Genomic DNA, 13,425 nt, shown 5'->3' on the forward strand with positions numbered 1-13,425 from the left:
ATTCAAAACATTCTGATAAGTTTTTCAAATGATCGGATTGACCATCAAGCAACTCAGATACTTCGACGCGCTCGCCCGGCATCAGCACTTTGGGCGGGCGGCGGAAGCCTGTTCCATTTCTCAACCGGCATTGTCGTTGCAGATCAAGGAACTTGAATCGATTGCAGGGGCGACGCTTGTGGAACGAAGCGCGCGAACCGTGCGGTTGACCGCGATCGGCGAGGATTTCGTGGCCAAGGCGCGTCAGGCCCTGCTGGCCATCGACGAATTGGAGGACCTCATGCGCGCCTCGAAAGGTCCGTTCGCCGGACGGTTCCGTCTTGGCGTCATTCCGACGGTTGCGCCCTATCTTCTGCCCGACACGATCACGGCGCTGACCAGCAGGTTCCCCGACATTGACCTTGAGGTGCGGGAATCGGTGACAAAGTCGCTGGTTGGGGACCTGCTGGAGTCCCGCCTTGATGCCGCCATCGTCGCGCTGCCGATCTCGGAAGCCGCACTGCGGGAATTTGCGCTCTTCCAGGAGGACTTCGTGCTGGTGCGCCCGCGACGGGACGAGGCAAAGCCGGTTCCCAGCCCAGACATGCTCAAGACTATGAGGCTCCTTCTCCTCGAAGAAGGCCACTGCTTTCGCGATCAGGCACTGTCGTTCTGCGAGATCACCAAAACGCAGCCGCGCCAGTTGATGGAGGGCAGTTCCCTGTCCACGCTGGTTCAGATGGTCGGGGCAGGCATGGGTGTGACCCTGATCCCGGACATGGCGGTCGCTTTGGAAACACGCAATGCGAACGTGTCGATCGCAACCTTTCCCGCACCGAGGCCGAATCGCACCATCGGGATGGTCTGGCGCAAATCGAACCCACTGGCGGATCAATTGATGGATGTCGGCGCGATCGTGCGCGGTGTCGGGCAGCGGCTCAACGCCTGACATGGCCTGGTGCAAAAGAGACTCAGTTCACGCAAAAGGATATTTGCGACACAGGTTATCTTGCGCGAACGAAAATAGTGCGACACGCTCAATTAATGGGCGTTTTGAAAACTCTTGGCTTTGCCGCTTTCATCACCTGCCTCGCCACCACGGCGGCGAAGCCCGAGGACGACCTGTTGCGACGCGTGACCGATTGCGTGGGTCGGCTGTCCGCTCAGATCGAGCACCATTGGCTGATGTCCGACCAACCGACGGAGCAGATGCAGACGCAACGCGCGCACTTGGTGGATATCCTCGACACGCTGATCACACCCGACACCGCGACACGGGTTCTGGCCAAACGCATCGACGCCAAGATGGCGCATGCCTCTCTTTTGACCCAAGCCGCCTTTTCCGAGGATGAACGACGGGCGGGATGGGCTGAAAAACGGGCGGAACAGGAATTGGCCCAGTGCGACACAATCCTGCTTCAACCGGCACGGGAAAGCCTTGCGATGGCGGCTCAAGGCCCTGATTCAGGCCCAGGCCCCGTGAATCAGCAGGCGTGGCCAGCCTCCCAATAGGGTGCCTGCATCCGCTCGATTGCACAAAAAACAGACGAAGCCAGAAATACCGCGTAAAACTTGTGCGAAATCGCCGGAGATCGCTATCCCGGTTAACGACACATTTCCTCGCCCTGAGATCTGCGGCCTAGATACCGGCGGCTGATGCGCAACTTCAGCTGGTAACGTGCGATGGAACCGGCCGTTCAACTCCAGGCTCCACCGCACTCCGCAATAGACTTGCGTTGGCGATATCTGGGGCCTTGGACTGCTCTTGGCAACCTTCGCGGCGCAAAACGTACAAAGGACGTTTGCATAATGTCGATGAAATTTCTCAGCACAACAGCGGCTGCCGCACTTCTGGTTTCCACCCTTCCCGCGTTGGCGCAGGATGTCAGCTGCCCGATCAAGGTCGGTGTCCTGCACTCTCTGTCCGGCACGATGGCCATCTCCGAAACGACCCTGAAAGACACGATGGAAATGCTGGTGGACATCCAGAACGAAAAGGGTGGTCTGCTGGGCTGTCAGCTTGAAGCCGTTGTCGTGGACCCGGCATCCGACTGGCCGCTCTTTGCGGAAAAGGCACGCGAGCTTCTGTCGGTTCAGGAAGTCGACGTGATCTTCGGCGCATGGACCTCGGTCTCGCGCAAATCCGCACTGCCCGTTCTGGAAGAGCTCAACGGCCTGATGTTCTACCCGGTGCAGTATGAGGGCGAAGAAAGCTCCAAAAACGTGTTCTACACCGGTGCCGCGCCGAACCAGCAGGCGATCCCGGCCACCGATTACTTCCTTGAAGAACTGGGCGTCGAAAAGTTCGCCCTGCTCGGCACCGACTATGTCTACCCGCGCACCACGAACAACATCCTCGAGGCCTATCTGAAGGACAAAGGGATCGCGGAAGAAGACATCTTCGTGAACTACACACCCTTCGGTCATTCCGACTGGTCCAAGATCGTGGCCGACGTTGTGGCGCTTGGCGCAGACGGCAAGAAGGTCGGCGTGATCTCGACGATCAACGGCGACGCGAACATCGGTTTCTACAAGGAACTGGCGGCTGCTGGCATTTCTGCCGATGACATCCCCGTCGTTGCGTTCTCGGTCGGTGAAGAAGAACTGTCCGGCCTCGACACCACGAACCTTGTCGGCCACCTTGCTGCTTGGAACTATTTCCAGTCCGCAGACACGCCTGCCAACGAAGAGTGGGTCACCGCTTGGAAAGCCCGCATGGGTGACGACCGCGTGACCAACGACCCGATGGAAGCGCATTACATCGGCTTCAACATGTGGGTGAACGCCGTGACCGACGCCGGCACCACCGATGTGGATGCTGTCCGTACCGCGATGTACGGTCAGGAATTCCCGAACCTGACCGGCGGCACCGCCGTGATGCTGCCGAACCATCACCTGACCAAGCCGGTCCTGATCGGTGAAATTCAGGCAGACGGCCAGTTCGACATCATCAGCCAGACCGATCCGGTTCCGGGTGACGCATGGACCGACTTCCTGCCGGAATCGGCAGTTCTCAAGTCGGATTGGAAAGACCTTGGCTGCGGTATGTACAACACCGCGACCTCGACCTGCGTGCAGATCAAGTCGAACTACTAAGCCACAAAGCGGTGCGTGGAACACCACGCACCGCACCTTTTCCCGTAGGGTGTGTGCCCTCACGCACCAACCGAAACGGATGTTCCGATGCTGCGCTTTGCCGCCACCCTTCTTGCATGCCTGACGCTGAGCCTGCCCGCCTCATCCCAACAGGCCGATGCCCCGATCCAACAACTGCTCCAGTCCCAAAGCGATCTGATCGTCGAAAGCTCGCGACGGACCATTGGGCCTGCCATTGATGCGCTCGCAAACAGCGGGTTGCCTGCGGCGCAGGTTGTGCTCGACAAGTGGCAGCTTCGCGAGATGTGGGTGAATACCGAGACAGGCCTGTTCGTTTATGCCGAAGAAGTCGATCGCGACACGCTGCGCATCTTCGACTTTGCCGATGGCAGCCTGATCGGCGACGTTCCGGATGAGGGTTTCGAACAGCTCAAGCCGAATTCGGGCATCCGGGGTCTGATCGGGACCGCGCTGGTGCAGTTCCAACTGAGCGACCCTGATCCGGACACCCGACAGCGCGCTTTGGACGCGATTGAACGCGGAGCCGAGGAAAGCCACCTTGCCGCCCTGCGCGCCAGCCTTCCGACGGAGACCGACCCGCAGATCCTTGCCCGAAAGCAGCGGTTGGAGCGGTTGCTGACGATTGCCTATGGCGCAACGGAGGCAGAACGGATCGAGGCGATCCAGAGTTTTGACGGTGATCTGGGCGTCGACGTGCGGGCCGCACTGAACCCGCTTTTGGCGGTGCGCGTCGAGGCCGCCGAGGCACTTCCCAGCGATGACGACATTGGCCGTGTGCTTGAACCGGGATCAGACACGCTCAGCCGCGACGATGCCTATGCGCTTCTTGTTGCAGCGGACCTTGCCAAGCCGCGCATCAGCGTCGAGGACCAGCGCAACGCGCTGATCGCGAATATCGCGGATGGACAGGTCGCAGGTATCCAAGTGGCCACGCTGAACAGCCAGGACGCGCGCGACATGGCCTATGCGGCGCTGGCGGAACAGGGCACGGTGACAGCTGTTGCGACCGAGGCCGAGGTTGACCAGCGTCTTGCCAATCATGTGTTCTTTGAACGCTATGTCGGTGCCCCGCCCGAGGTGGTGTTCGCGGCGAAGGCTGCGCTGAACGCCATCGAGAACAAAGTCGCGATCAACCAGATGTTCGACCTGTCGCTGGACGCGCTGTCTTTGGCGTCGATCTATTTCCTTGCCGCCATCGGCCTGGCCATCACGTTCGGTGTGATGGGCGTCATCAACATGGCGCATGGCGAGTTCATCATGATGGGTGCCTACACGGGCTATGTCGTGCAGCTTTTCATCCCGGACTACACGCTGTCCATTCTGGTCGCGATCCCGCTGGCCTTTGCCGTGACCTTCGGTGCGGGGGTCGCGATGGAGCGACTCGTGATCCGCTGGCTCTATCACCGCCCTTTGGAGACGCTGCTCGCCACCTTCGGCATCTCCATCGCTTTGCAGCAGATCGCCAAGAACATCTTTGGCACGCAGGCCCGGCCTTTGACGGCCCCCGGTTGGCTGGACGGGTCTTTGGTGATCAACGACATCGTGTCGATCAGCTATATCCGCATCGCGATCTTCGTGCTGGCGCTGCTGTTCCTCGCGCTGTTCCTCTTCGTGATGAACCGCACCCGGCTGGGCCTCGAGGTGCGCGCCGTGACCCAGAACCCGCGCATGGCGGCGTCGATGGGGATCAATCCCGACAAGATCAACATGCTGACCTTCGGCTTTGGGTCCGGCATCGCGGGCATCGCCGGTGTTGCCATCGGGCTTTACGCCAAGGTCACCTCGGAGATGGGCAGCGACTACATTGTGCAGTCCTTCATGACGGTTGTTGTAGGGGGTGTCGGCAACATCTGGGGCACGCTGCTGGGCGCCACGATGGTGGGCTTCCTGCAGAAAGGGATCGAGTGGTTCAACCCGTCCAACACGCTGGCGGCACAGACCTACATGATCCTGTTCATCATCCTCTTCATCCAGTTCCGGCCGAAGGGCATCATCGCCCTCAAGGGCCGCGCGGCGGAGGCGTAAATCATGACTGATGCAGCCCTTCCCCGTCGCCAGCCTTTTGCGCTGCGCTTTCCGTCGGTGATGATCTTTCTCGCCATTCTCGCGCTGTTCACCGTTGGTGTGACAATCCTGTCCGAAGGGTTCGGGATCGGTGTGATCTCGACCAGCTTCATCAAGACGCTGGGCAAGACGCTGTGCCTGTGTCTTGTGGCTTTGGCGATGGACCTTGTCTGGGGCTATTGCGGGATCCTGTCGCTGGGGCACATGGCGTTTTTTGGGCTTGGCGGCTACGCGATCGGCATGTGGCTGATGTATGCCCGGACCGAGATCATCGTTCTGGAAAGCCTTGCCGCAGCGCCGCTGCCGCCGACGCCGCAGGAAGTGTCGGACGGGATTGCGACGCAGATCTTCGGCGTGGTCGGGTCGTCCGAGTTTCCGCCGATCTGGGCCTTTGCGCATTCCCTGCCGCTGCAACTGGCCGCAGTGGTCATCGTACCGGGGCTGCTGGCGCTGGTGTTCGGCTGGCTGGCATTCCGCAGCCGGGTCACGGGTGTTTACCTTTCGATCCTGACACAGGCGATGACCCTCGCGCTGTCGCTGCACCTGTTCCAGAACGACAGCGGGTTGCGCGGCAACAACGGGCTGTCTGGGCTGCAGAACCTGCCGGGATTGGATGATGTGCCTCAAGCAACCGTGTCGCTGTGGTTCTTCTGGGCCTCGGCGCTGGCGCTTGGTCTGGGGTATGTGCTCTGCGCGTGGATTGTGTCGGGCAAGTTCGGATCGGTGATCCGCGCCATCCGCGATGACGAAGCGCGGGTGCGTTTTCTGGGTTACCCGGTCGAGGCGTTCAAGCTGGTGATCTTTACTCTGACCGCTGTGATCGCGGGCATTGCGGGTGCGCTTTATTATCCGCAGGCGGGCATCATCAACCCGGCCGAGATTGCGCCCATCGCGTCGATCTACCTTGCCGTATGGGTGGCCATTGGCGGGCGCGGCAGGCTCTATGGCGCGGTCATTGGTGCGGCCTTTGTGTCGCTTGTCTCCACATGGTTCACCGGCGGGCAGGCGCCCGATATCAATCTTGGGGTCTACACGATCAGTTGGGTGGACTGGTGGACGGTGTTGCTTGGTCTGTCGTTTGTCGCGGTGACGCTCTATGCGCCCAAAGGCATCGGTGGCCTGATTGACCTGATCACGGAACGCAAGAGCCCGAACCGGCATGGTGCATCGCTTGGTCCGGATCAGGGGTCCCTTCGCGAACAGGAGGCCGAGAAATGAGCACTCTTCTCGAAGTGTCGGGCGTGTCGGTGTCCTTTGACGGGTTCAAGGCGATCAACAACCTGTCGTTCCAGATCGCAGAACGCGAATTGCGCGCGGTGATCGGGCCGAACGGTGCGGGCAAGACCACGTTCATGGACATCATCACCGGGAAGACCAAGCCCGATGAAGGACGGGTCATCTATGGCGACAAGAGCGTGTCGCTGCTCAAGATGTCGGAAAGCAAGATCGCGCAGGCCGGTGTCGGACGGAAGTTTCAGCGCCCCACGGTGTTCGAGGATCAGAGCGTTTTCGACAATCTGATGATGGCGCTGAAAAAGACGCGCGGGCCATTGGCGGTGCTGTTCTTCAAGCCGTCGGCAGAAGACAATCACAAGGTTGCGGACCTTGCCGAACAGATCGGCCTGTCGGGTGCGCTGCACCGTAAATCGGGCGAATTGAGCCACGGGCAGAAGCAATGGCTCGAGATCGGGATGCTGCTGGCGCAGGAGCCTCGGTTGCTGCTTGTCGATGAGCCCGCCGCGGGGATGACGCCTGCAGAGCGGGAGCATACCACAGACATCCTGCGCGAGGCGGCAAAAACCCGAGCGGTTGTCGTGGTGGAGCATGACATGGAATTCGTGCGCCGCCTAAACTGCAAGGTGACGGTGTTGCACGAGGGGTCGGTTCTGGCCGAAGGGTCGCTGGACCATGTGACGAAGAACGAACAGGTGATCGAGGTGTATCTTGGCCGATGAAGTCCTGAAAACCGAACGCCTGACGCTGCATTATGGCGGAAGCCAGATCCTGAACGGGATCGACATGGCGGCCCGAAAGGGCGAGATCACCTGCGTGATGGGTACAAACGGGGTCGGCAAGACAAGCCTGCTCAAGGCGATTTCCGGCACCCATGCCTATTCGGGTGGCACGCTGTCGCTGAACGGCGAAACGATAGATCACGCGTCGGCGCATGCGCTGGCGCAGAAGGGCGTCGCCTATGTGCCGCAAGGGCGGGACATCTTTCCGCTTCTGACCGTGCGCGAGAACCTCGAGACCGGGTTTGCCTGCCTGCCCAAGACAGAGCATCACATACCCGACCACATTTTCGATCTGTTCCCGATCCTCAAGCAGTTCCTGCACCGGCGTGGAGGCGACCTGTCGGGTGGGCAACAGCAACAGTTGGCGATCGCGCGCGCGCTGATCACCAAGCCGAAGCTGCTGCTTCTGGACGAGCCGACCGAGGGCATCCAGCCCAATATCATCCAGCAGATTGGCCGGGTGATCGCGCTGCTGCGCGAACAGGCGGAGATGGCGATTGTTCTGGTCGAGCAGTATTTCAGCTTTGCTTACGACCTCGGCGACCGGTTCTACGTGCTGGAGCGCGGCGCGGTGAAGATGAGCGGCGCGAAGGCGGATCTGGATCGGGACGCGCTGCTGGCAGGCGTGTCGGTCTGATCCGCTCAGGCTGCGCCGACCACCTGCTCTTCGCCTCGGGAAAACGTCACCGTGGCCGACACCAGAAGCTGCATCGCGTCATAGATCTGCACTGAACTGGCGATCTGCCTGGACAGGAGCGAAAACTCGGTGCAGCAGATGCAGATCACATCAGCCCCATCCGCAACCATCTGGGCGCAGATGTCCGACAGGCTGTGCGCTGCGAATTCTGACGGACCCTGGGCCTTGATCGACCGGATAGCGGCCAAAGCGCGGCTTTGTTCGCGTGCGTAGACCGGGCTGACACCGACGCGGGACAGGGCGTCTTCGAAAACGCCGACCTGCTGCAGGGCGGGTGAGCCCAGAAGCCCTACCTTGCCACCGGGTGCGATGCGCGCTGCCTCGGCACTGGCCATGTCGACCATGTTCAGGAATGGCGCATCGGTGGCTTGGGCCACCTGCCCGGCATAGTAATGGGCCGTGTTGCACGGCATCACGAGCGCCTCGGCCCCCGCAGCGACAAGACCCTTGGCCATCTGCACCAGAACGGGCGCAGGATCGGCGCCGCCCCCTTCGAGGATGGCCTTGATGCGGGAGGGCACCTGCGTGTTGTTGTCGACCAAGAGCGGGATATGATCGGCGTCGTCACGGGCTTCGACGGCATCGACGACCTGCTGCATGAAGTAGATCGTGGCCTCTGGCCCCATGCCCCCCAGCACACCGATTTTCCGCATCAGGCTGCTCCTTTCTGCAGGGCTTGTCCGACCGCATGCACGATGATGTCCGCGACATGGGCGCAATCCTCGAGGCTGAAGGTCAGCGGGATGCGCATGTCCAGAAGACCGGAAAGGATCGCGTCGGTTCGCGGCAGATCCTGAGGTGTCACGTAGCGCCAGCTTTTGTGGTTCGAGGTGAACCCGACCGGGCTTGCAGCGCCGAACCATTTGAGTTCGACGCCCAGCGCCTTTGCCCCGGCGACCACTTGCTGGACCGTTTCTGTACTGACGTCAGGCATCAGGAACTGGAAGGACGATCCGACATAGCGTTCCTGCGAAGGACGGTTGGGGACGTAGACCCCGGCAACTTCGCGCAGGCGGTTGGCGATGAGATCGTGCCGATCGTTCCAGCGGTCGATATTCGTCTCTAACGTGGCCAATTGAGGCAGCAGGATTGCCGCGCGCAGGTTGTCCATCCGGCCCGACATGTTGGGCGTGTCAAGGCGGATGTCGGTGAACACGTCCGAGGACGGTGCCGCGCCGTGCCGGTCATAGAGCATGTACGAGCCCGACAGCATGATCGCGCGGGCCATTAATTCGGGATCATCTGATGTGAGGAACCCGCCTTCGCCGCTGTTCATATGCTTGTAGGTCTGGGTCGAGAAACACCCGGCGATGCCGAAGCTGCCGGATTTGCGCCCGTTCCACGACGCGCCCATGGTGTGGGCGCAGTCTTCGATCAGTGGCACACCATGATGGTTGAGCACCGCCATCAACGCCTCCATGTCGCAGAGGTGCCCGCGCATGTTGGACAGGAGCATGGCCTTTGGCGCGCTGTCTGTGATCTTGGAGTCCAGATCGTCCAGATCAATCACCAGATCGGGTGTGATCTCGACCAGCACGGCCTCGGCCCCGACGGCGGCAATCGCGCCGGGAACGGGGGCAAGTGTGAAGGCATTGGTCAGAACCCTGTCGCCCACGACAATGCCCAGCGCGCGCAGGGCGGTGGACATGGCGTACCCACCCGAGGTGCAGGCGAGACAGTACGCAGCGGCCTGATAGGCGGCATACGCCTTTTCTAGCTCGGCCACCGGGCCGAGTTCGTCACCAACCGTGTTGTAGCGATGCAGCCGTCCGCTGCGCAGCACCTCGACAGCCGCCGCGATTGCGTCATCTGCAATCGGCTCCTGCTGGGTGAAACTGCCCGTGAACGGCTGCATGTGCGATTACTCGGCGGCCATGGTCGGCGCGTCATAGTCGAAGGCTGCCGTGTAGCCGAAGAGCGCGACACCGCCGCCGGTATGGACGAAGACGATGTTCTCATCGCCCGCGAACGCGCCCTTGCGGATAAGGTCGATCATGCCGGCAGCGCCTTTGCCGGAATAGACCGGATCAAGCAGGATGCCTTCCAGACGGGCGAACATCTCGATAGCAGCCAAGCCTTCCTTGGTCGGGATGCCGTAGCCTTCGCCGACGTAATCGGTGTTCGCCTCGACATCCTCGCGCTTGACCACACCGGGGCAACCCAGCTTTTCGGCGGTCTTGACGGCGAGGTTGAAGACATTCTCTTCCTGCTTGGGCTTCGGCGCGCGCACACCGATGCCCAGAAGCGGGATGTTCGCGTTGATCGCCTTGAGACCGACGATCAGCCCGGCCTGTGTGCCCGCGCTGCCTGTGGCGTGAACGATGCGGTCGATCTTGAGACCCATGTTGTTGGCCTGCGTCACCAGTTCCATCGCAGCATTGGCGTAGCCCAGCGCGCCGGTCGGGTTCGATCCACCGCCGGGGATGGTGTAGACATTGCGACCTTCCGCGCGGAATTTCTCGGCCACCGCTTCCATTTCGGCATTCATGTCGAGACCCGAGCCGGGACGCTTTTCCGCCGTCGCGCCGTGCAGGAAGTCAAGGAACACGTTGCCGTTCAGATTGTAGTTCGGATCGTTCGATCCGGTGCGATCCTCGAGAAGGATGTGGCAATCCATGCCCAGCTTCGCGGCACAGGCCGCGGTCTGGCGTGCGTGGTTCGATTGCGTGGCACCTTGGGTGATGACCAGATCGGCCCCCTGCGCCTGCGCCTCGGCCATCAGGAATTCGAGCTTGCGGGTCTTGTTGCCGCCGGTGGACATGCCGGTGCAATCATCGCGCTTGATCCAGATGCGGGGACCGCCAAGTTCCTTTGACAGGCGATCCATAGGTTCTAGAGCCGTTGGCAGATGGGCAAGGTGTACGCGGGGGAATCGGGAAAAGTGCATCGCAACGTCCTTTGATTGGGTTGCCGTATCAATTCTGCATGGTACCGGCCTCGTCAAATAGAAAAACCGGCGTTATTATGCGCGTTACGCATAAAGAGGCCCTCCATGCGGATAGACTGGATCGAAGACCTCGTGGCGCTTCTCGACAGCGGCGGTGTCGCCGACGCTGCCCGCCTGCGCAACGTAACACAGCCCGCCTTTTCCCGCCGCATCAAAGTGCTGGAAGAGGTTCTGGGCATCGAGCTGATCGACCGCAGCGTCAAACCCAGTGGCCCCTCTCGGGTGCTCCGCGATCGCGAGGCCGAGCTGCGCAAACTCGCAATCGAATTGCGCCAGATGCTGTCCGACATGCGGCAGGAGCAACGCACAGGTCTGCGGCAATTGGTGATTGCCAGTCAGCACGCGATCACGACGTCCATGGGCACGCAGATCATCAATTCAGTGGCGGAACCCAGCCGAACGCATATCCGACTGCGGTCGGCCAACCGGGACGAGTGCGAAACGCTGTTGATCCGCAGACAGGCCGAGATTTCGCTGACCTACAGGATCAAGTCGGAGCCCGTGATGGAGCCGGCGTCTTTCCTGCTCGAAGCCGTGATTGGAGAGGAAACGCTGATCCCCGTCTGCGGCAGCGCCTATGCCGACGACCTCATCGCCGGTTTTCACGGAGGCACCTTGCGGATCATCGGGTATCCGACGGACGTGTTTCTGGGTGCGGCCGTGAGCCGACACATCCTGCCCGCGCTGGAAGGCACCTGCCGGATCAGCGTCGTCACGGAAACCGGCCTGTCGACCGCGGCGCTGCAATTGTCCCAATCCGGGCTTGGCGTGGCCTGGGTGCCTGCGGCCTTGGCGCATCCTGACCTCGCACGTGGCGATCTGACCCGCCTCGACGACCTTCTAGGGTGGGTTGGAATGGACATCGTGGCGCAGCGTTGGTCCGGCACGTCCAATCCGGCGACCTTGGATGCGTGGATCCGTCTGACGGCATCGTCCTGAAAAAAGATTCCCCACCCGAATAGGGTGTCCGGCATCAACCACTGTAAACGCCGCTATATCTTTCGGTAAAAACGTTGATTTTTCAATCGATTCGCTAAATGCGACCGGGTGCCTGTCGTATTGATGCACAGCTGTAAAAGGGAAAAAAGTATGTTGGATTTAAATCCCGAAACTACGATGGACGAAAGTCAAATCGCGTTGCTCGCGATGGTGGAACGCACGCAGGCTGTGATTCATTTCACGGTGGATGGCATCATCCTGCACGCAAATGATAATTTTTTAGCGGCGCTTGAGTATCGGGCCGAGGCTGTGATTGGAAATCATCATCGGATCTTTGTGGACCCGGAATATGCACGCAGCAGCGCATACGCCAAGTTCTGGCAGTACCTCAGGTCGGGCGAGACCTTCACCGATCAATTCCCCCGCCGAACACGCACCGGGCGGACAATCTGGATTCAGGCGACCTATGCGCCTGTCTTTGACGTGCATGGCAACGTCACACGCATCGTCAAGGTAGCAACGGATATCACGGCGCGGCAAGAGGCGATCCAGGACCTTGCCAAGGGCCTCGATCATCTGCGTCAGGGTGATCTGACATACCGCATCAAGATCAGCGACCAGCCTGACCTGGCCCTTGTCGGTACCGCCTTCAATCGGACCTCCGAAGACTGGACTGCCCTTTTGGGGCGGGTGTCCTCCGTCACCGCCGCTGTCAAGACAATCGAACAGAGCATGAACGCCTCTTCCGAGGAACTGTCTAGCCGCAGCGCCTCGCAGGCCTCGGCCCTGAGCCAGACAGCATAGGCTGTGAGCCAACTCAATAGCACGGTGCGTAGCGCCGTCGAAGAAGCGACTTCGGCAGACAACATCGCAAAGGCGACAGGCGGAAAGGCCGAAAGCAACACCAAACTGGTCGAGGAGATGGTGCAGGCCATGGAGCTGATCCAGACGTCGTCCGGTCGCATCTCCAAGATCGTCAACACAATCGAGTCCATTGCCGTCCAGACCAATCTTCTCGCACTCAACGCGGCGATCGAAGCGGCACGCGCAGGGGCAGCGGGTCGCGGATTTGCCGTTGTGGCAACCGAAGTGCGGCAGTTGGCCCAACGCAGTTCCGACTCTGCGCGCGAGATTGCCGGACTGATTTCCGAAAGCGAAAACCACGTGTCGAACGGGGTGTCCCTGGCGAACCGGGTCGGATCTGATCTGGGTGTCTTCTTTGAGGGCATCGAGACTTTGAGCACCTCCGTCGGACGAATTGCAGAAGGCATCACAAGCCAGTCAGCCGCCCTGTCGCAGATCAACGAAGCGGTCGGTCACATGGAGCACATGACACAGGAAAACGCCCAGATGGCGACTGAAACAACATCTGCCTGCAAACGGCTTTCCGATGTATCGAACGTGCTGTCATCGGAGACCTCGACCTTCAAGATCGAGGCCTGAGATCCCGCGCAGCCTGATTGACTGGCACACAGCGGAAATCGAAGAGTTGCGTGACATGCTGCGTGGCGCGAGGAACTGTCCGGTGCAGCGGAGCAAATTCCTTGCAGAGCGGGGCGTAATTTCGCGCCTTAGTACTACAGTTGCACTTTGAGTCGAGATTTATGATGCGCGATGGCGGCGTTGATTTGATGTTCGCGTCGCCATCGTGACCAGTCCCAAATGGC

The 13,425-nt window shown here is 60.7% G+C and carries 13 protein-coding genes; 10 read left to right on the plus strand and 3 right to left on the minus strand.

The window, feature by feature from the left end; genetic code table 11:
* The first annotated feature begins 28 nt into the window (after positions 1–28).
* From MRY75_RS01725 to urtE, 7 genes are all read left to right on the plus strand, one after another.
* Positions 29–928, plus strand: coding sequence for a hydrogen peroxide-inducible genes activator (locus MRY75_RS01725; RefSeq protein ID WP_292305421.1), 900 nt, complete (start codon positions 29–31; stop codon positions 926–928).
* A gap of 95 nt (positions 929–1,023) precedes the next feature.
* On the plus strand, positions 1,024–1,491 hold the full coding sequence (locus MRY75_RS01730; protein WP_292305422.1) for a hypothetical protein: 468 nt from the start codon (positions 1,024–1,026) through the stop codon (positions 1,489–1,491).
* A gap of 297 nt (positions 1,492–1,788) precedes the next feature.
* Positions 1,789–3,075: an urea ABC transporter substrate-binding protein gene (gene urtA, locus MRY75_RS01735; RefSeq protein ID WP_292305423.1), complete on the plus strand. Its 1,287-nt coding sequence runs from the start codon at positions 1,789–1,791 to the stop codon at positions 3,073–3,075.
* An 87-nt stretch (positions 3,076–3,162) separates the two neighbouring features.
* Positions 3,163–5,121, plus strand: a complete 1,959-nt coding sequence (urtB, locus tag MRY75_RS01740) for an urea ABC transporter permease subunit UrtB (RefSeq protein ID WP_292305424.1) — start codon at positions 3,163–3,165, stop codon at positions 5,119–5,121.
* A gap of 3 nt (positions 5,122–5,124) precedes the next feature.
* Positions 5,125–6,378, plus strand: a complete 1,254-nt coding sequence (gene urtC, locus MRY75_RS01745) for an urea ABC transporter permease subunit UrtC (RefSeq protein WP_292305425.1) — start codon at positions 5,125–5,127, stop codon at positions 6,376–6,378.
* Complete coding sequence (gene urtD / locus MRY75_RS01750) at positions 6,375–7,115, plus strand: urea ABC transporter ATP-binding protein UrtD (protein WP_292305426.1); 741 nt, start codon at positions 6,375–6,377, stop codon at positions 7,113–7,115. Before urtC ends, urtD begins: the two co-directional genes overlap by 4 nt.
* Entirely contained in the window at positions 7,105–7,812 is a 708-nt protein-coding gene (urtE, locus tag MRY75_RS01755; RefSeq protein WP_292305427.1) for an urea ABC transporter ATP-binding subunit UrtE, read from the plus strand. Before urtD ends, urtE begins: the two co-directional genes overlap by 11 nt.
* Before the next feature lie 5 nt (positions 7,813–7,817).
* Here urtE and MRY75_RS01760 read toward each other — a convergent pair whose 3' ends face one another.
* Genes MRY75_RS01760 through MRY75_RS01770 form a run of 3 tightly spaced genes read right to left on the minus strand, consistent with a single transcriptional unit; the run spans position 7,818 to position 10,759 of the window.
* Positions 7,818–8,525, minus strand: a complete 708-nt coding sequence (locus MRY75_RS01760) for an amino acid racemase (protein WP_292305428.1) — start codon at positions 8,523–8,525, stop codon at positions 7,818–7,820.
* Positions 8,525–9,727 carry an aminotransferase class I/II-fold pyridoxal phosphate-dependent enzyme gene (locus MRY75_RS01765; RefSeq protein WP_292305429.1) on the minus strand — a complete coding sequence of 401 codons (1,203 nt, stop codon included), beginning with the start codon at positions 9,725–9,727 and terminating at the stop codon, positions 8,525–8,527. The genes MRY75_RS01760 and MRY75_RS01765 overlap by 1 nt, the downstream gene beginning before the upstream one ends.
* A 6-nt stretch (positions 9,728–9,733) precedes the next feature.
* Positions 9,734–10,759, minus strand: a complete 1,026-nt coding sequence (locus MRY75_RS01770; protein WP_292305430.1) for a D-cysteine desulfhydrase — start codon at positions 10,757–10,759, stop codon at positions 9,734–9,736.
* A 105-nt stretch (positions 10,760–10,864) separates the two neighbouring features.
* Between MRY75_RS01770 and MRY75_RS01775 the strand changes: the two genes are divergently transcribed.
* The 3 genes from MRY75_RS01775 (at position 10,865) to MRY75_RS01785 (ending at position 13,201) form a co-directional block, all read left to right on the plus strand.
* On the plus strand, positions 10,865–11,758 hold the full coding sequence (locus tag MRY75_RS01775; RefSeq protein ID WP_292305431.1) for a LysR family transcriptional regulator: 894 nt from the start codon (positions 10,865–10,867) through the stop codon (positions 11,756–11,758).
* Positions 11,759–11,866: 108 nt separating this feature from the next.
* Positions 11,867–12,562, plus strand: a complete 696-nt coding sequence (locus tag MRY75_RS01780) for a PAS domain-containing methyl-accepting chemotaxis protein (RefSeq protein WP_292305432.1) — start codon at positions 11,867–11,869, stop codon at positions 12,560–12,562.
* A 3-nt stretch (positions 12,563–12,565) separates the two neighbouring features.
* Positions 12,566–13,201, plus strand: coding sequence for a methyl-accepting chemotaxis protein (locus tag MRY75_RS01785; RefSeq protein WP_292305433.1), 636 nt, complete (start codon positions 12,566–12,568; stop codon positions 13,199–13,201).
* The last annotated feature ends 224 nt before the right edge of the window (positions 13,202–13,425 follow it).

This window comes from Marivita sp., from assembly GCF_022763305.1.
Classification (GTDB): domain Bacteria; phylum Pseudomonadota; class Alphaproteobacteria; order Rhodobacterales; family Rhodobacteraceae; genus Marivita.

Bases quoted from the DNA above. Each gene is read 5' to 3' on its own strand.
- MRY75_RS01760 (WP_292305428.1), bottom strand. From the start codon at position 8,525: ATGCGGAAAATCGGTGTGCTGGGGGGCATGGGGCCAGAGGCCACGATC.
- MRY75_RS01775 (WP_292305431.1), top strand. From the start codon at position 10,865: ATGCGGATAGACTGGATCGAAGACCTCGTGGCGCTTCTCGACAGCGGC.
- MRY75_RS01725 (WP_292305421.1), top strand. From the start codon at position 29: ATGATCGGATTGACCATCAAGCAACTCAGATACTTCGACGCGCTCGCC.
- urtB (WP_292305424.1), top strand. From the start codon at position 3,163: ATGCTGCGCTTTGCCGCCACCCTTCTTGCATGCCTGACGCTGAGCCTG.
- urtD (WP_292305426.1), top strand. From the start codon at position 6,375: ATGAGCACTCTTCTCGAAGTGTCGGGCGTGTCGGTGTCCTTTGACGGG.
- MRY75_RS01765 (WP_292305429.1), bottom strand. From the start codon at position 9,727: ATGCAGCCGTTCACGGGCAGTTTCACCCAGCAGGAGCCGATTGCAGAT.
- MRY75_RS01730 (WP_292305422.1), top strand. From the start codon at position 1,024: ATGGGCGTTTTGAAAACTCTTGGCTTTGCCGCTTTCATCACCTGCCTC.
- urtC (WP_292305425.1), top strand. From the start codon at position 5,125: ATGACTGATGCAGCCCTTCCCCGTCGCCAGCCTTTTGCGCTGCGCTTT.
- MRY75_RS01770 (WP_292305430.1), bottom strand. From the start codon at position 10,759: ATGCACTTTTCCCGATTCCCCCGCGTACACCTTGCCCATCTGCCAACG.
- urtA (WP_292305423.1), top strand. From the start codon at position 1,789: ATGTCGATGAAATTTCTCAGCACAACAGCGGCTGCCGCACTTCTGGTT.